This is a genomic window from Agrobacterium larrymoorei (assembly GCF_030819275.1).
GTDB lineage: Bacteria > Pseudomonadota > Alphaproteobacteria > Rhizobiales > Rhizobiaceae > Agrobacterium > Agrobacterium larrymoorei_B.
Window position 1 is genome coordinate 732,733 of the sequence record NZ_JAUTBL010000002.1, and the last position, 17,256, is coordinate 749,988.

General features: G+C 59.0%; 13 protein-coding genes. 8 read left to right on the top strand and 5 right to left on the bottom strand.

Features of this window, described 5'->3' with window-relative positions; translation table 11 throughout:
* Positions 1-36 precede the first annotated feature (36 nt).
* Positions 37-720 carry an HAD family hydrolase gene (locus QE408_RS12060; protein WP_306931478.1) on the bottom strand — a complete coding sequence of 228 codons (684 nt, stop codon included), beginning with the start codon at positions 718-720 and terminating at the stop codon, positions 37-39.
* Between the two features lie 150 nt (positions 721-870).
* Between QE408_RS12060 and QE408_RS12065 the strand changes: the two genes are divergently transcribed.
* Positions 871-1,551 carry a GntR family transcriptional regulator gene (locus tag QE408_RS12065; RefSeq protein ID WP_306931480.1) on the top strand — a complete coding sequence of 227 codons (681 nt, stop codon included), beginning with the start codon at positions 871-873 and terminating at the stop codon, positions 1,549-1,551.
* A gap of 21 nt (positions 1,552-1,572) precedes the next feature.
* Here QE408_RS12065 and QE408_RS12070 read toward each other — a convergent pair whose 3' ends face one another.
* Positions 1,573-2,664, bottom strand: coding sequence for a hypothetical protein (locus QE408_RS12070; protein ID WP_306931481.1), 1,092 nt, complete (start codon positions 2,662-2,664; stop codon positions 1,573-1,575).
* A 181-nt stretch (positions 2,665-2,845) separates the two neighbouring features.
* On the opposite strand from QE408_RS12070, the gene QE408_RS12075 reads away from it, so the two are divergent.
* Positions 2,846-3,301, top strand: a complete 456-nt coding sequence (locus tag QE408_RS12075) for a DUF5680 domain-containing protein (protein WP_306931483.1) — start codon at positions 2,846-2,848, stop codon at positions 3,299-3,301.
* Positions 3,302-3,467: 166 nt separating this feature from the next.
* Entirely contained in the window at positions 3,468-4,613 is a 1,146-nt protein-coding gene (locus tag QE408_RS12080) for a site-specific DNA-methyltransferase (protein WP_306931485.1), read from the top strand.
* A gap of 450 nt (positions 4,614-5,063) precedes the next feature.
* On the opposite strand, the gene QE408_RS12085 is transcribed toward QE408_RS12080, so the two are convergent.
* From QE408_RS12085 to mutY, 3 genes are read right to left on the bottom strand one after another with little or no spacing between them, the layout of a single operon-like run.
* Positions 5,064-5,351 (bottom strand): putative quinol monooxygenase, encoded by a 288-nt coding sequence (locus QE408_RS12085; RefSeq protein WP_306931486.1) that lies wholly within the window; start codon positions 5,349-5,351, stop codon positions 5,064-5,066.
* 3 nt (positions 5,352-5,354) lie between these two features.
* On the bottom strand, positions 5,355-5,966 hold the full coding sequence (locus QE408_RS12090; protein ID WP_306931488.1) for an HAD family hydrolase: 612 nt from the start codon (positions 5,964-5,966) through the stop codon (positions 5,355-5,357).
* Entirely contained in the window at positions 5,963-7,090 is a 1,128-nt protein-coding gene (mutY, locus tag QE408_RS12095) for an A/G-specific adenine glycosylase (protein ID WP_306931490.1), read from the bottom strand. Before mutY ends, QE408_RS12090 begins: the two co-directional genes overlap by 4 nt.
* A 110-nt stretch (positions 7,091-7,200) precedes the next feature.
* On the opposite strand from mutY, the gene QE408_RS12100 reads away from it, so the two are divergent.
* From QE408_RS12100 to ppdK, 5 genes are all read left to right on the top strand, one after another.
* Positions 7,201-7,710, top strand: a complete 510-nt coding sequence (locus tag QE408_RS12100; RefSeq protein ID WP_306931491.1) for a DUF721 domain-containing protein — start codon at positions 7,201-7,203, stop codon at positions 7,708-7,710.
* A 154-nt stretch (positions 7,711-7,864) separates the two neighbouring features.
* Positions 7,865-8,539 (top strand): DsbA family protein, encoded by a 675-nt coding sequence (locus QE408_RS12105; RefSeq protein ID WP_306931493.1) that lies wholly within the window; start codon positions 7,865-7,867, stop codon positions 8,537-8,539.
* Between the two features lie 84 nt (positions 8,540-8,623).
* Positions 8,624-12,088, top strand: coding sequence for a chromosome segregation SMC family protein (locus QE408_RS12110; protein WP_306931494.1), 3,465 nt, complete (start codon positions 8,624-8,626; stop codon positions 12,086-12,088).
* Between the two features lie 237 nt (positions 12,089-12,325).
* Positions 12,326-14,248 (top strand): methyl-accepting chemotaxis protein, encoded by a 1,923-nt coding sequence (locus QE408_RS12115; RefSeq protein ID WP_306931495.1) that lies wholly within the window; start codon positions 12,326-12,328, stop codon positions 14,246-14,248.
* Positions 14,249-14,542: 294 nt separating this feature from the next.
* On the top strand, positions 14,543-17,248 hold the full coding sequence (ppdK, locus tag QE408_RS12120) for a pyruvate, phosphate dikinase (RefSeq protein WP_306931496.1): 2,706 nt from the start codon (positions 14,543-14,545) through the stop codon (positions 17,246-17,248).
* Positions 17,249-17,256: the final 8 nt, after the last annotated feature.

The window sequence follows — 17,256 nt, forward strand, 5'->3', positions numbered from 1 at the left end:
CCGGATCGCCTAAGGCGCTCCGGCTTTTTTAATGGATCAGATCGCCCACTCGGAAAGTGCAGCGATTGTCGCGGGCAGGTCCTGCATGCGGGAGATGACTGTTTCGGCGCCTGCATCGGTCAGCTTGTCCGCATGGCTTGGATAGCTATGCGACGCGCCGGTGAAGCCGATGACGCGCATGCCAGCAGCCCGCGCCCCGGTAATGCCGTGAACGGAATCTTCGATCACCACCACCTTGTCAGGCGAGACGGCGAACTGCTTGGCGCCATGGAGGAAAATGTCCGGCTTCGGCTTGACGCGATCTGCGCCAAGGTCTTTGGCGGAATAGACGTGGCCTTCGAAATAAGGCTTCAAACCGACCTTCGTCAGCATCATGTCGAGCCGGGCACTGGACGAATTCGAGCAGATGCAACGCTGCGTCGTCAGGCGCGACAGCGCAAACTTTACGCCATCGATGACTTTGACATCGCGTGCCAGGCGCGCATCCAGAAGCTTTTCGGATTTATCGAGCAGCGTGGCCGAAAGCGGAATGCTTGCCTCGCGCTCGACCTCAAGCAGGATGTTCTTCCAGGTCATGCCTGAGAAGCGCTCGCCCATTTCTTCAACGGAGATGGGATAGCCCGCTTCCGTCAACAGGCGGGATTCGACCTGTGCAGCGATGATTTCCGAATCGACCAGAACGCCGTCGCAGTCGAAAATAATAAGGTCGAAGCCGCTCATATGCGCTCCCTTGATGTCGGTGGAGGAATGGGAATGGGGTTGGCGGCTTTTAGACCAACTCAGCCACAAGCTCAACCGGCTGGAATGCAAGGGAGCTTTGCGGTTTATCGCATCGCTCGACAATTCGCCGGCCTCGCCCTATGTCAGGTCATGGTCAAGATTCCAAAAACCAAGCCTGACGATACGATTGCCGCCAAGATCAGCCGCACGCTCGCCGAGCGCATCGTGCGCGGTGAGTTTGCGCCTGGCGAAAGGCTGCGGCAGGATCACATCGCCGAAGAGTTCGGTGCCTCGCATGTGCCGGTGAGAGAAGCCTTTCGGCGCCTGGAGGCGCAAGGCTTGGCCGTCAGCATTCCGCGCCGCGGCGTTCGGGTGGCCGATTTCGGCCTGGCTGATGTGCGGGAAGTGGCGGAGATGCGTGCCGCGCTCGAAGTGCTTGCTCTGCGTAATGCCATCCCCAACCTGACCACAGCCATTTTGGATGAGGCGGAGGCCGCGACGCATGAGGGTGACGATGCGCAGGACGTCCGCCGATGGGAAGAAGCAAACCGGCGGTTTCATCGGCTGATCACAGCCCCCTGCAACATGCCTCGACTGATGGAAGCGATCGACGGACTGCATGCGGCCAGCGCCCGTTTTCTGTTCTCCGCCTGGCGGGCAGGCTGGGAGCGTCGCACCGACACGGATCACCGTGCCATCATAGACGCGCTTCGCGGTGAGCGAGCGGAAGAGGCCGTCCGTATTCTGCACGGTCATGTTCAGTGGATCGGCCGAACGGCTGTGCGTACACCAACCGGCTCGACCCGCGACGCGTTCGCCATCGTTGGATAGTTCGCGGTTTGGCTTTTGGGATCAATCGGTGATGTTGATCTCGGTGCGCTCGGATGCCGTCACCGTGGCGCTGACTTCCTTCGGATCGCGGTTGGCCTTCTTGTCATAGGTCACTTTCACCGCATAGGTGCCGGGGTGAAGCGTCTCCTGGTGAGTCGTGCCATAGCGACCGGAAATTTCCTTCTGCGTGCCCTGGAGATCCTTGGTGGTTTCGAGAATGTCGATCCTCTCCGCCTGAGGCGCTGATACGACAAGCACGCCTGCATCGAGATCGATGCTGAGATCGGTACGCTGGCCTGCCGTGACGCTAAAAGGCTTCTCAACGGTCACCTTGCCGAGCCTCGCCCGCATAATGAAGTTTCCAGCCGGCATCTGCATGATCTTGCCTGGGCCATAGGTTCCGGTGATCGTCTCGCGCGTGCCGTCCAAAGTTTGCATGTCCTTTAACGCCTCGAAACGAATGCTGTCGGTCTCGACCTGCCGTCCGCCCTCCTTGTAGACGGCGTTGGTGACAACCACACCACTTGGAATGATGACATCGTGGGTCACGGTGTCTCCGGCTTTGACCGTGATCGTTTCCTCTGCCACCGCCGGACCGATACGGCCCTCAAGTTTCAATTCGCCGGCCGGCACATAAAGTTCCTTAGCGCCATAGATACTGTCGCTGAATTCGTCCTGCGTCACAGTCACTCGCGCAAGAGGCTCGGCCTCCTTGCTGTCCGGACTGCGCTTCGGCACGAGTGTGAGTTGTGCCGCCTCGAAGTCCACTGCAAGCTCGGTGACAGCGCCGTCTTTGACTTCGAACGCGATCTCGCGGCTGATATTGCCGAGCCCAGCAACCGCGACATATTTGCCCGGCGGAATTTTCTCCTCGAAGGTCGCATCATAAGCACCGCCGACATTCTCGTCGCTTCGGCCACCCATGCTGTCTGCCTTGTAGAAATCCCATCGAACCTTGTCGCTGTCGCCGAGCGACGGGCCGCCTTTGAAAAGAAAGGCGTCCGTGCGCACATTGACCTGTGGCTTGGGTACCTGTGAGTTTTGCTGTGCAGACTGCTGCGACAAGGCGGCGCTGGCATAGAGCGTCGCGGCGATCATCAAGGCTATGCGCATTTTCAACTTCACCCCTGCACCCTTCACTGGCACCATAATACCGCCAGTGTGGAAAATTCCTAAATTAAAACGTTAGAAATAACATCCGGTTCCATAAGCGGTTCTGCTGGCGGGAAGACGCTATTTCGTCTTGACGAAACAGATGATTTGTTCGGTATATGTTCATGTCAGAGGAGTTGCTATGGACAATCTGAATGATGTCATCGTTCGGGCAAAAGCGGCCTGCTACGTCGGAGGCGGCGTGAAGACAGAGCCGATTAGGCCTGGTTCCCACGATCTCACATGGTCGGACGGGGATTGGGAGTATCGCGACATCTACTTTGGCGGTACGAATTTCATTGGGCAAGAGGTTCTCTGGTTCAGGCGAACGCCCTATTGGGCGATGAATTATTACGGCTTCATCTGTCGTCCGGATCTCATCGATGGCGAGCGAGCCGGAGCCACCATCACGAAAGCTCTCTCTACGATGTATCGGAGCGGTCGGTTCCTCGGTGGTTTCGAGTGGACGGGTGAATACGGAACATACATCGACAGGAGCGAGGGCGATGCTCGCCATTTTCTCGGTCGCGAGGTGATCATGGTCGGTGGCGAGGAAGTGTATGCGCTCCACTATTGCGGTGGTGTCATCATCCCATAGCAACCGCCGCGTCCGCTCAGCGATCTCACTCTTTGGCCTGATAATCTATTTTCTCGCATTTTTATGCACTTACCTCCGAACTTTCTTTCTCTCGTTCAGCCTTTGATAACCATCTTCGGTAACCATAAGGCCAGTTCAGTTGAGTAAGCGTATGGAGCGAGTACCCATGGCATCAGTGTTTCCACTGGCCGATTTTCGGCGCGCCGGTTTTGATCTTGCAGGCGAGAGCGATGCCTGGAAAAACAGCATCATCAAGGGTGACTGCGTCGCCGCTCTCGAAGCGCTGCCGAGCCAGTCCGTCGATGCGATTTTCGCCGATCCGCCCTATAACCTCCAGCTTGGCGGCACGCTGCATCGTCCTGATCAGTCGCTTGTGGATGCGGTGGATGACGAGTGGGACCAGTTCGCCTCCTTCGACGCCTATGATGCCTTCACTCGCGCCTGGTTGCTCGCCTGCCGGCGCGTGCTGAAGCCGAATGGCACCATCTGGGTCATCGGCTCCTATCACAACATCTTTCGCGTCGGTGCCATCCTTCAGGACATGAATTTCTGGATCCTGAACGATATCGTCTGGCGCAAGACCAACCCGATGCCGAACTTCAAGGGTCGCCGTTTCCAGAATGCCCATGAGACGATGATCTGGGCCAGCCGCGATGCCAAGGCGAAGAGCTACACCTTCAATTACGAGGCGCTGAAAGCGTCGAACGACGACGTGCAGATGCGCTCCGACTGGCTGTTTCCAATCTGCAGCGGCTCCGAGCGGCTGAAGGGTGATGACGGCAAGAAGATCCATCCGACCCAAAAGCCGGAAGCACTTCTGGCCCGCGTGATCATGGCTTCGACCAAGCCCGGCGACGTTGTGCTCGATCCCTTCTTCGGCTCCGGTACGACAGGTGCGGTGGCAAAGCGCCTTGGCCGTCATTTCGTCGGCATCGAGCGCGAGCAGGACTACATCGACGCAGCATCTGCCCGCATCGCTGCCGTCGAACCGCTTGGCAAGGCGGAACTGACGGTGATGACCGGCAAGAAGGCCGAACCACGCGTGGCCTTCAACGTTCTCCTCGAAAGCGGCCTCGTACGCCCCGGCCAGGTGCTGACGGATGCCAAGCGCCGTTACACGGCGATCATTCGCGCCGATGGCACGGTTTCGTCGGGCGGTGATGCTGGTTCGATCCATCGGCTGGGCGCCAAGGTGCAGGGCCTCGATGCATGCAATGGCTGGACCTTCTGGCACTACCAGGATGGTGATGCTCTGAAGCCGATCGATGATCTGAGAAGCGTCATCCGCATGGAATTGGCCAAAGCCGGTTAAAGCATGTCGCGCAAAAGTGTGCAGCGGTTTTGCGATATCGACACGCGATAAAAGGAACATCCAGTCTTCGATCCACCGCTCGATGTTACTTTCGCCATAGACTTCATCCGGTTTTAGTACCTTCAGTCCCGGATGAAGAACAAGCAAGGCCCGGCGTTCATAGAATGCCGGGCCTTGGTGTATGTTGTTTTGGACAACGAGTTTTCCCGAAATATTTCAATTGCATGGCAAGCTTGGAGCAAGTAAGCGACATTAATCAATCTCGCCAAGGGACGAGGGCGAGCCGCTGGCGCATCGAACAGATGCGCAAAGCCAAGAAGACGGATGCTTCCCTGCTTTGACGATTCTTCAGATCTGGCCGCTTGCGGCTGGACTGGCGCAGGACGGGGACCGCCATTCCTGCCTGCGCCAGGAATTCTCAAACTTTTTTCCTGACGAAGCCTCCCGACATTACTCGCCTTTTTGAATATTATAATTGCGCGGAATACCCTGCGTGACCGCAAACCAGTGTGAGCTTTTCATCCGGCCCTGATGTGCATTGAAGGCCTCCTCATTGGTAAAGACTTCCGAAACCAGATAGCGCCCCGGAATATCGTCGCTCAGAACGACCTCGAAGGAGAGACATCCTGGTTCAGCGCGTGTCAGTTCGATATGATGCGGCAAGGCGTCTGCCACCGCCTCACGACGATTTTCCGGCACGTCCAAGTAACCGCTCAGATAGATCTTCCCCTCTGCCATTCCTTAGACCTTGATACCGTATTCTGCCAGATCGGCCTTCAGCTTTTCCGCACCGGTGAAGTGCACCGCCTGCCAGCCGGCTTCCTTCGCACCTTCCACATTGGCAATCGAATCATCGATGAAGATGCTGGTCTTAGGATCGAGCCCGAATGTCTCGGCATGCAGCTTGTAGATCGCAACATCCGGCTTGATCAGGCCGACATCGCCCGAGACCGTCACGCCACGAGAGAGCGTCAGGAACGGGTACATCTTCTGTGCCTCGAGGAAGGTGTCGGAGGCAAAGTTCGTCAGCATCGTCACGTCATGGCCGCTGTCGATCAGGCCTTTGAGGATGGCGACGGAATCGTCATAGGAGTGGGACACCATTTCATGCCAGTGTTTGCGGAAGGCGCGGATATGCTCTTCCCGGTCCGGATGGTTTTCCAGTAGCAAGGCTTCGGCGTCCGCCCATGTACGACCGCGATCCTGCTCCAAATTCCAGTCATGGGTGCAGACATTCTCGAAGAACCAGGCGCGTTCGGCATCGTCGGGGATCAGGCGGCTATAGGGAATATGCGGATCGTAATGAATGAGAACCTTGCCGATATCGAAAACAATATGATTGATCTTGCTCATGAAACTTTCCTGCTTCTCGAAGACTGCTGCGTTTTCCCGGCGCTTGCCGCAAACGCCAATGGGATAGCCTGAGAGATTGCCTTTTTCATCACCGTTGGCAGTGCCTGGGCATCAAGATTTGTGACCGGCTCCCACCATCCGTCATCGGCCTTTATGGCGCTTCCGACTTTTGCGCGGTAGATCGATAGTCGGAGTTCGAAATGGGTGAAGACATGCGTGATTGTGCCCGCCGCTTCCCAGTCGGCGTCAAAAGGCGCATGCGCCTTTTCCGTGCCGCCATCGAGGCGCGCGGTCCAGGCCGTCGTCGGAACCTCCGTCATGCCGCCGAGCAGGCCACTGTCGATGCGCCGCCGCAGAAGGATCTCTCCCTCGTCATTGACCGCAACGAAGGCCGCGCCGACGCGCACGGGCTTGTCCTTCTTCTTGGCTTTCACTGGAAACCGCTCCGGCTCATCCTGCGCCAGAGCCAGACAGTGGCCGTTGAACGGACAGAGTGCGCAGGCAGGACGCTTTGGCGTACAGATCGTGGCGCCAAGATCCATCATCGCCTGGGCAAAATCACCCGGCCGGTCGTTGGGCGTGATCTCCGCAACGCGGGCTTTCATCAAGGGCTTGGAGCCCGGCAGGGGCGAATCGATCAGGAACAGGCGTGAGATCACGCGTTCCACGTTGCCGTCCATCACCGCTGCCTGACGGTTAAAGGCAATCGCTGCCACGGCTGCTGCGGTATAGTCGCCAATACCTGGGAGCGCTTTCAGCCCGTCCTCCGTGTCGGGAAACGTACCGCCATGCTGATGGGCAACCGCTTCGGCGCATTTCTTCAGGTTTCGTGCCCGCGCATAATAACCAAGCCCCGCCCATGCGGCCATCACGTCATCGGTCGGCGCTGCAGCGAGATCGTTGACCGTTGGCCATGCGGCGAGAAACTTGGTGAAATAAGGCTTCACGGCCTGCACCGTCGTTTGCTGCAGCATCACTTCGGACAGCCAGACATGATAGGGATTGGCCCGCAGGCCTTTTGCAGCCATGGATGGTGAAGTTCGCCATGGCAAATCGCGGTGATGGCGATCATACCAGGCCAGCAACAGCTCAGCGTAAGCCGGCCCTTCGATTTTATGAAGCATATGTACGGTCTGTCCGATTTTGTGATGGCGTTTCCAATTGAGATGGAAACGTCCTATACTTGGTCCATACGCTTCGCCCAATCAAGCCGCGAGTTCAGAGTAGTGTGACCATGCGACAGCCCCGTAAAGGTGTCCTTCAGATTGCCGAAGTTGCAAACGGCATTATCGATCCCGTTTTGGCAAAGAGAGCCGGTATCAGCACGGCACTGCTCGGTTCATGGGACGAGATTGCCGGCGATGATTTTGCCGACTGTACCCGCCCCGAAAAGATCACCTGGCCGCGCCGCGACGAGGGGCCGGATCGCGGCGGTTATCAGCCGGGTGTTTTGACGATTGCCTGCGAGGGCGCGCGTGCGCTTTTTTTGACCCATGCTCAGGGCGAGTTGATCGCCCGGATCAACGGCTTTTTTGGCTTCCCCGCAGTGCGTCAGATCCGCATCGTACAAAAGCCCGTCTCGACGGCTTCCACTCGAAGGCGCAAGCCGCAACCTTTGCGAGGGGAGGCGGCAAAACGACTGGATGACATGATGCAGGGGATAGAAAGCGAAGCCTTGCGCAAAGCGGTGGAGCGGCTTGGAACCGCCGTCATGCAAAAGCGTCCCAAAGGTCGGACGTTATGAACAGCCGGACACTGTGAAGCAGGGAACTGGAGAGAACAGTCCTTGACTGGTCACAATTCTTTGACAAGAACAAAAGAACTCGCCGCTTGTTGGAAACGATGTGTGGCTATATCGGAATCATAGACATTTGCGTCTTTCACAAACAGGTGCTTCCATGCATTTCCCAGAACTAAACCTCACCCGCCGCGCTCTTCTCGGCACTGTCGCCATGGCCTCTGTCGTCGCTGCACTCCCGGTGCTTGCAGGCAATGCCTTTGCGCAGGATATTCCGGAATCCTCCGGCGACGTCGATATGGCTGAGGTGCTGAAGCCCGGCGCTCTGCCGGACCGTGCTCTGGGCGATGCCAATGCGCCGGTGAAGATCGTCGAATACATGTCGATGACCTGCCCGCACTGCGCGCATTTCCACAACACAGCCTTTGAAGAGATCAAGAAGAAGTACATCGACACCGGCAAGGTTTACTTCATCATCCGCGAGTTCCCGTTCGATCCGCGCGCTGCCGCAGCCTTCATGCTGGCCCGTTGCGCGCCGGAGCAGCAGTATTTCCCATTCGTCTCCATGCTGTTCAAACAGCAGCAGAGCTGGGCAACCGCCCAGGATGCACGCGCGGCACTGCTGCAAATGTCGAAAATGGCCGGTTTTTCACAGGAGAGCTTCGAGGCCTGCTTGACGAACCAGCAACTTCTGAATGATGTGAACGCAACGATGCAGCGCGGCGCGACGGAATTCGGCGTCAACTCTACGCCAACCTTCATCATCAACGGCAAGAAGTACTCTGGAGACATGTCGGTTGAAACCATGTCGGCCCTTATCGACAAACTTCTTTAATCGACGCCGCCACATTCTGACGGGCGCCGGATATCTCCGCGCGCCCGTTTTCGCATCTGAAAGTCTACGGTTCGAGGCAGCGGCATGAAGTTCAATAAGCTGCGCCTGCTGGGCTTCAAATCCTTCGTCGAGCCCTCCGAATTCATCATCGAGCCAGGCCTGACCGGCGTTGTCGGGCCGAACGGCTGTGGCAAGTCCAATCTTGTGGAAGCGCTTCGCTGGGTGATGGGCGAGAACTCCTACAAGAACATGCGCGCCTCCGGCATGGATGACGTGATCTTCTCCGGCTCCGGCAATCGCCCTGCGCGCAACACTGCGGAAGTCGGCCTTTACCTCGATAACTCCGATCGCACCGCGCCCGCCGCCTTCAATGATGCTGACGAGATCCAGGTCACGCGCCGCATCGAGCGCGAGAACGGCTCTGTCTATCGGATCAATGGCAAGGAGGCCCGCGCCAAGGATGTGCAGCTTCTGTTCGCCGACGCGTCTACCGGCGCGCGCTCACCCTCCATGGTGGGGCAGGGGCGCATCGGCGAGCTGATCAATGCCAAACCGCAGGCGCGCCGACAATTGCTGGAAGAGGCGGCAGGCATTTCCGGCTTGCATTCACGCCGCCACGAGGCGGAATTGCGCCTGCGCGCGGCCGAAACCAATCTGGAACGGCTAGAGGATGTCACCGCACAGCTGGAAAGCCAGATCGAAAGCCTGAAGCGCCAGGCCCGCCAGGCCAATCGTTTCAAGATGCTCTCTGCCGATATCCGCGCGCGCGAAGCAACGCTTCTCCATATCCGCTGGGTGGATGCGAGCGAGTCGGAACGGGAAGCGGACAACGCGTTGAACCTAGCCACCAATCTGGTGGCCGAAAAGGCGCAGCGGCAGATGGAAGCGGCAAAAGAGCAGGGGGTTGCAAGCTTCAAGCTGCCCGAACTGCGCGAGAATGAAGCGAAGGTCGCTGCCGCGCTTCAGCGATTGCAGATCGCCCGCACGCAGCTAGATGATGAAGCCAACCGCTTGCTCCGCCGCCGCGATGAATTGGCGCGCCGCCTTTCGCAACTTGGCGAGGACATTCAGCGCGAAGAGCGGCTCGTCTCGGACAATGCCGACATTCTTTCCCGCCTCGATACGGAAGAAGCGGAGCTTCTCGACATCCTGGCCGATTCGGGGCGCTACGCCGAGGAGACGCGCGAGGCCTTCGAGGAGGCCGCTGCCAAGCTTTCCGAAAGCGAACGGGTTTTTGCAGCATTGACGGCAGAACGCGCCGAGGCTGCGGCGTCTCGCGCCCAGCTTGAACGCTCGATCCGCGAGCTTGCCGACCGCAAGATGCGCTTGGAACGACAGTCTTCCGAGGCTGCTACCGAAGTCGAAACGATCGATGAGAAGCTGGCCGAACTTCCAGATCCTGCGGAAAAGCGCGAGATGGTCGAGGCGGCGGAGATAGCGGCGGAAGACGCGCTGGTCGCCGTTGACGTTTCGGAGACAGCCGTTGCTGAGGCGCGTTCCGCCGAATCCCTGGCACGTGGGCCGGTTGACATGGCGCGTAATCGTCTCAACGCGCTGGAAACCGAAGCGCGTACCATCTCGAAAATGCTGGCCGCTGGCGCTGCTTCCGGCTCGTTCACGCCGGTAGCGGAAGAGCTGAAAGTGGATCGTGGTTTCGAGGCAGCGCTTGGTGCAGCCCTTGGCGACGATCTGGAAAGCCCGCTGGATAAAAACGCGCCCGCATATTGGGCAGCGAATGGCGAAGGCGCCGACGATCCGGCCCTGCCGCAGGGCCTTCCCTCTCTCCTGTCGCATGTCTCCGGCCCGGATGCCTTGAAGCGAAGCCTTCGCCAGATCGGTATCGTCGCCTCTGTCGAAGACGGTCAGCGACTGATGTCGCTTCTAAAACCCGGCCAGCGGCTGGTGACGAAAGACGGCGCGCTGTTCCGCTGGGACGGCCACGTGGCAAGCGCTGATGCGCCGGGAAGTGCAGCGCTGCGGCTGGCACAAAAGAATCGCCTGTCTGAAATCCAAGGCGAAATCGAGGAGGCGCGTTTCGCGCTGGAAGAGGCGGAAGAGCTGCTTTCGGTGCGCGCCGAAGACATCCGTCTGGCGGAGGCCGGTTTGAATGAAGCGCGCGAGCGTAGCCGCCTTGCCGCCCGGCAGCTGACCGAAGCGCGTGATGCCCTCTCTATGGCAGAGCGGGCATCCGGCGATCTCCTGCGCCGCCGCGACGTCGTCTCGGAGGCTCTGAACCAGATTGGCGGTCAGATTGAGGAGATCGCGGCTCAGGAAGAGAATGCCCGCATCGAACTCGAAGACGGTGCTGATCTTTCCAGCCTTGATGAGCGCTTGCGCGACAGCCAGCTGGAAGTTGCAACAGATAGAAGCCTTCTGGCCGAGGCGCGTGCACGCCATGAGGGCTTAAGCCGTGAGGCTGATGCGCGCCAGCGCCGCATCAATGCCATTGCGCAGGAGCGCGCAACATGGGCGGCTCGCGCCGCAAGTGCCGCCGATCACATCGCCACATTGCGCGAGCGTGAAGAGGAGGCGCGTGATGAACTCGCGGAACTCGATATCGCGCCGGAAGAATTCGATGAGAAGCGCCGCAATCTCTTAACCGAATTGCAGAAGATGGAAGAGGCGCGCCGCGCTGCCGCAGACCGTCTGGTGGAAGCCGAAAATCTCCAGCGGGATGCGGATCGAGCTGCCGCTACCGCTTTGTCAGAACTGGCGGAAGCACGAGAAAAGCGTGGCCGCGCAGAGGAACGGCTGGTTTCTGCAAGGGAGAAACGGCAGGAGAGCGAGCACCGCATTCGTGAGGCTTTGAACGTCGAACCCCATATGGCCTTGCGTCTCACCGGGCTACCGTCAGGAGCGCCGCTGCCGGAAGTGCGTGACGTGGAGCGCGATCTCGACCGGTTGAAGATCGAGCGTGAGCGCCTCGGCGCGGTCAATCTGCGCGCCGATGAGGAGCAGGCGGAACTGTCCGCCAAGCTTGCCGCCCTGATCAAGGAGCGCGATGACATCATCGATGCCGTCAGGAAGCTGCGCGCCGGAATCCAAAACCTCAACCGTGAAGGCCGCGAGCGCCTGGTCGCCGCATTCGATGTCGTTAATACCCAGTTCCAGCGGCTCTTTACCCATCTCTTCGGCGGCGGCACGGCGGAGCTGCAACTGATCGAGTCCGACGATCCGTTGGAAGCAGGGCTTGAGATTCTCGCCCGTCCGCCGGGCAAGAAGCCGCAGACCATGACGCTGTTGTCCGGCGGCGAGCAGGCCCTGACCGCCATGGCGCTGATCTTTGCCGTCTTCCTCACCAATCCGGCCCCCATCTGCGTGCTGGACGAGGTGGATGCGCCGCTCGACGACCACAATGTCGAGCGCTATTGCAACCTGATGGACGAAATGGTGGCCTCCACCGAAACCCGTTTCGTCATCATCACGCACAACCCCATCACCATGGCCCGGATGGACCGCCTCTTTGGCGTTACCATGGCTGAGCAGGGCGTCTCGCAACTGGTTTCGGTCGATCTGCAAATGGCGGAGACATTGGCGGAAGCGTCCTAATATACAATTTTAAGTTATATTAGTTATTTAGAAAGCTGCATCCGGTTCGCTTTTCGCGCCTTTAGGATGCGGATTCCGTTTGCATTTAATCAATTTTAAAGGCAGCCGCCCGTAGTTTATTGCCTCAACCACAGTTGCTCCATGACGGTGCAAAGTCTTGTGGCAAGAAATGGCATGCTGGATTTCGAGGAGGGTATCCGGGTCTTTTCTTGTTATTTCTTAGTCCTGCGAGAACACATGATCCTCTTTGACAATATTAAAATTCGTTACAAGATCCTGGCGATCCTCCTCCCAATGGTCGCGGTCGGCATGGCTGGCGCCGGCTTTCTGGCGCATAGTTACAATCAGGCAAATGGTGCCTATGTGCGCTATTTCGACAACAACGCTGCCGCGTCGACGAGTCTGTTCAGAGCGTCCACCGCGATCGTCGGCGTAGGTTTTGCCGTCAACGAAATTCTTCGCATCAAGGTGATCGGTGGCGACATGGGCGCAATCGAAGCACTGTATAGAAACGACGCCGAATTGTTTATCAAGCGCATGGAAGAGGCCAAGCGGCTCGATCCTTCTGTCAGCGCCGAAGCGAATAAGTTCATTCAAAGAGGTAAGGAGATCATCGATCTGGCGAATTCCAGCGTTGATCTCATCAAGGCTGGTAATCTAGATGACGCACGCCTCCAAATCGGAAAGATAGGCTCCCGCGTCGTGGATTATCGCGCCGATCTCCGGGGTTGGAATAACGCAAATGCTGCGGAAACCGCGAAAGGCGTGCAGGTTCTATCCGCACAGGCAACAAGAACCATCAAACACTCGTTGATCGGCATCGGTCTGGCTTTTCTCGCCTTCATCGGCGCGGCCCTGTTCTGTGTTTCCAGAGGCATCACGGCACCGATTGAAAAGCTGCGTGCGCGTATGGTGTCGCTTGCCGGTGGCGAAACGCGCGGAGAGATCGACGGCGTCGATCGCAAGGACGAGGTTGGGCAGATGGCGCAGGCGGTCTCCGTCTTCCGCGAGAATGCGCTGGAGCGCATCCGTCTGGAACAGGAGGCTGACGCCAATCGCAGCCTGTCGGAGAAGGAGCGGATTGCTCGCGACGAACAGAAGGCGAAGGAAGCCGAGGACACGCAGTTTGCTGTCGACCATTTGGCAAACGGCCTGTCGCGCCTGTCGGATGGCGATGTGTGCTATCGCATCAGCCAGCCTTTCGTGGCCCATCTCGATGTCGTGCGTGAGAACTTCAACGCCTCTGCCGAGAAGCTTCAGTCGGCCCTGACCCGCGTGGCGGAGAACGCCCGTGGTATCGATGCTGGTGCGAATGAAATCCGTTCGGCCGCCGACGATCTTGCCAAGCGGACCGAACAGCAGGCAGCCTCCGTCGAGGAAACCGCTGCCGCACTGGAAGAGATCACCACCACGGTGAAGGACTCCACCCGTCGCGCCCAGGAAGCCGGTCATCTGGTCGCCAAGGCGCGCACCGGTGCCGAACAGTCGGGTGAGGTCGTTCGCAAGGCCGTCGTTGCCATGGAGCGGATCGAGAAGTCGTCGGGCGAAATCTCCAACATCATCAGCGTGATTGATGAGATCGCCTTCCAGACCAACCTTCTGGCGCTGAACGCCGGCGTCGAAGCCGCACGTGCTGGTGAAGCAGGCAAGGGCTTTGCCGTCGTTGCGCAGGAAGTGCGTGAACTGGCGCAGCGCTCCGCCAGTGCTGCCAAGGACATCAAGGGCCTGATCTCCACCTCCAACACCCAGGTTCAGGAAGGTGTTGAGCTTGTCGGTGAAACAGGTCGTGCGCTTGAGACGATCGTTGCGGAAGTGCAGGAGATCAACCGTCACGTCATGGCGATCGTGGAAGCGGCACAGGAGCAGTCTTCCGGTCTGCAGCAGATCAACACGGCTGTGAACCAGATGGATCAGGACACGCAGAAGAATGCGGCGATGGTGGAAGAGACGACGGCGGCCAGCCATGGTCTTGCCCGTGAAGCCTCTTCGCTGAACCAGCTTCTCGGCCAGTTCAAGCTGTCTGCCACCTTCGAGGCCCCGATCCGTGCGGCAACCCCTGCGGAGCGTCCGGCAGCGTCACCAGCCCGTGCGCTTGGCCGCAAGCTCGCAACCGCCTTCAACGGCAATGCAGCGGTCAAGCAGGACTGGCAAGAGTTGTGATAGCAAGGTCCAAGCAAAAGTTGCGCAATGGTTTTGCGATAACGACATGAGATCAAAGACTTGAAGTGTGAGAAGCGTATCTGAACGATCGCGACACATTTTAAGAGCAGCTCTCGGAGATAACCCGTAACAATGGATGCCCGCGCTCGCCGCGGGCGTTTCGCCATCCCTGGGCCGCCAATGCCGCAATTATGCTGCACTGCACTGTCATCTTGCACTCTCTGGCGTTCCCAACGGTGTGACAATGCTATAATGGGTTGAAAAACAAGAACGCTTCTGGGTGGAGAGCGTATAATGAAGAAATGGGTTTATACCTTTGGCAACGGTGCTGCCGAAGGCCGCGCGAGTGATGTTGCCATATTGGGAGGCAAGGGTGCGCATCTTGCCGAAATGGCAAGCCTCGGCCTGCCTGTTCCGCCCGGCTTCACCATTATCAGCGAAGTCTGCGGCCGCTACCACCAGGGCGGACGCCAACTCCCCAATGACCTGAAGCTGCAGGTTTCAAGCGGGATCGCCGGCATGGAAGCGATGACCGGCCGCAAATTCGGCGCAGGCCCGCGTCCACTCCTGCTTTCCGTCCGATCCGGTGCGCGTGCCTCCATGCCCGGCATGATGGATACCGTTCTCAATCTCGGTCTCAATGACGAGACGGTGCAGGCGCTCTGCGAGGATTCCGGTGATGCCCGTTTCGCGTGGGATAGCTATCGCCGCTTCATCCAGATGTATGCCGATGTCGTCATGGGTCTTGACCATGAGGTCTTCGAGGAAATCCTTGAGGATGAAAAGGGCCGTCTCGGTCACGAATATGATACGGAGCTTTCCGCCGACGAGTGGCAGCATGTGGTGTCGCGCTACAAGCAACTGGTCGAAGACGAGTTGGATGAACCCTTTCCGCAGGATACGGAAGTCCAGCTCTGGGGCGCAATCGGCGCTGTCTTTTCCAGCTGGATGAACACGCGTGCCGTCACCTACCGCCATCTGCACAAAATCCCTGGCGATTGGGGAACGGCGGTCAATGTTCAGGCCATGGTGTTCGGCAATCTCGGCTCCACCTCTGCCACAGGCGTTGCTTTCACCCGCAACCCGTCGACAGGGGAACAAGAGCTTTACGGTGAGTTCCTCGTCAACGCGCAAGGCGAAGACGTGGTCGCGGGCATCCGCACGCCGCAATCCATCACCGAGGCGGCCCGCATCGCCTCCGGCTCCGACAAGCCGTCGATGGAAAAGCTGATGCCGGAGGCATTTCAGGAATTCCTGGTGATCTGCAAGCAGTTGGAAACCCATTATCGCGATATGCAGGATATGGAGTTCACCATCGAGCGCGGGCAGCTTTGGATGCTCCAGACCCGGTGCGGCAAGCGCACGACGCGTGCGGCCATGAAGATCGCCGTCGATATGGTCGAGGAAGGCCTGATCACCGCCGATGAAGCTGTCTGCCGGATCGATCCTTCTTCGCTGGATCAGCTGCTGCATCCCACCATCGATAGCTCTATCGAAAGACCGATCATCGGCTCAGGCCTGCCGGCGTCACCTGGGGCTGCATCCGGAGAAATTGTTTTCAGCGCCGAAGAAGCCGTTGCCGCCAAGGCGGAAGGCCGCCGCGTCATACTGGTGCGCATGGAAACCAGCCCCGAAGATATTCATGGCATGCATGCGGCCGAGGGCATCCTGACGACGCGAGGAGGGATGACAAGCCACGCGGCCGTGGTGGCGCGCGGCATGGGCATTCCTTGCGTCACGGGTGCTGGCTCGATGCGCGTGGATTTGCGCAATGGCGTGCTGATCGGCATGGGCTGCATGCTGCGCAAGGGCGATGTCATTACAATAGACGGTTCGTCGGGGCGGGTGCTGAAAGGCGAAGTACCGATGACTCAGCCGGAACTTTCCGGCGATTTCGGCAAGCTGATGGAATGGGCCGATGGCGCGCGGCGTATGACAGTCCGCACCAATGCCGATACGCCTGCCGATGCGCGCGCTGCCCGCGCCTTCGGTGCCGAGGGCATTGGCCTTTGCCGCACCGAGCACATGTTCTTCGAAGGCGAGCGTATCCATGTGATGCGCGAAATGATCCTCGCGGAGGATGAGGCGGGCCGGCGCGCAGCGCTCGACCAGTTGCTTCCGATGCAACGAGAGGACTTCACCGAACTCTTCTCCATCATGCATGGCATGCCGGTGACGATCCGCCTGCTTGATCCGCCGCTGCACGAGTTTCTGCCGAAGACCGATGGCGAGATCGTTGAGGTTGCGGCTGCCATGGGCATGCCGCAGACTCTGTTCCGCCAGAGGCTCGATGCGCTGCATGAGTTCAATCCCATGCTTGGCCACCGCGGCTGCCGCCTGGCGATCTCCTATCCCGAGATTGCAGAGATGCAGGCGCGTGCTATCTTCGAGGCAGCAGTTGAAGCCGCGCGCCGTACCGGTGCGCCGGTCGTTCCGGAAATCATGGTGCCGCTTGTCAGCCTGCGCTCCGAACTAGATTACGTTCGCGGGGTGATAGACCGCGTTGCGTCAGAGGTTGCGGCAGAGAGTGGCATGACGCTGGAATATCTAACCGGCACGATGATCGAGCTGCCGCGCGCCGCCCTTCGCGCCCATGTCATCGCCGAGGCTGCGGAATTCTTCTCCTTCGGCACCAACGACTTGACGCAGACCACCTTCGGCATTTCGCGCGACGATGCGGCGCGCTTCATCAACACCTATCAACGCAAGGGCATCATCGAGCGCGATCCCTTCGTGTCGCTCGATTTCGACGGGGTAGGAGAGTTGATTCGCATTGCCGCGGACCGCGGCAGGCAGACGCGCTCCGAGCTCAAGCTTGGCATCTGCGGTGAGCATGGAGGCGATCCGACTTCCATCGATTTCTGTGAAAATGTCGGGCTGGATTACGTATCCTGCTCGCCCTTCCGTGTGCCGATTGCCCGGCTGGCCGCCGCTCAGGCAACGCTGTCGCAGGCGCAGCAGCGGCAGGCCGCACCTGCTAAGAAAGTCGTTTCACTGTAAGGCGCCAG

What these genes read in the sequence shown, in the direction of transcription:
- QE408_RS12060 (WP_306931478.1), bottom strand. Translation starts at nt 720, where the DNA reads ATGAGCGGCTTCGACCTTATTATTTTCGACTGCGACGGCGTTCTGGTC.
- QE408_RS12065 (WP_306931480.1), top strand. Translation starts at nt 871, where the DNA reads ATGGTCAAGATTCCAAAAACCAAGCCTGACGATACGATTGCCGCCAAG.
- QE408_RS12070 (WP_306931481.1), bottom strand. Translation starts at nt 2,664, where the DNA reads ATGCGCATAGCCTTGATGATCGCCGCGACGCTCTATGCCAGCGCCGCC.
- QE408_RS12075 (WP_306931483.1), top strand. Translation starts at nt 2,846, where the DNA reads ATGGACAATCTGAATGATGTCATCGTTCGGGCAAAAGCGGCCTGCTAC.
- QE408_RS12080 (WP_306931485.1), top strand. Translation starts at nt 3,468, where the DNA reads ATGGCATCAGTGTTTCCACTGGCCGATTTTCGGCGCGCCGGTTTTGAT.
- QE408_RS12085 (WP_306931486.1), bottom strand. Translation starts at nt 5,351, where the DNA reads ATGGCAGAGGGGAAGATCTATCTGAGCGGTTACTTGGACGTGCCGGAA.
- QE408_RS12090 (WP_306931488.1), bottom strand. Translation starts at nt 5,966, where the DNA reads ATGAGCAAGATCAATCATATTGTTTTCGATATCGGCAAGGTTCTCATT.
- mutY (WP_306931490.1), bottom strand. Translation starts at nt 7,090, where the DNA reads ATGCTTCATAAAATCGAAGGGCCGGCTTACGCTGAGCTGTTGCTGGCC.
- QE408_RS12100 (WP_306931491.1), top strand. Translation starts at nt 7,201, where the DNA reads ATGCGACAGCCCCGTAAAGGTGTCCTTCAGATTGCCGAAGTTGCAAAC.
- QE408_RS12105 (WP_306931493.1), top strand. Translation starts at nt 7,865, where the DNA reads ATGCATTTCCCAGAACTAAACCTCACCCGCCGCGCTCTTCTCGGCACT.
- QE408_RS12110 (WP_306931494.1), top strand. Translation starts at nt 8,624, where the DNA reads ATGAAGTTCAATAAGCTGCGCCTGCTGGGCTTCAAATCCTTCGTCGAG.
- QE408_RS12115 (WP_306931495.1), top strand. Translation starts at nt 12,326, where the DNA reads ATGATCCTCTTTGACAATATTAAAATTCGTTACAAGATCCTGGCGATC.
- ppdK (WP_306931496.1), top strand. Translation starts at nt 14,543, where the DNA reads ATGAAGAAATGGGTTTATACCTTTGGCAACGGTGCTGCCGAAGGCCGC.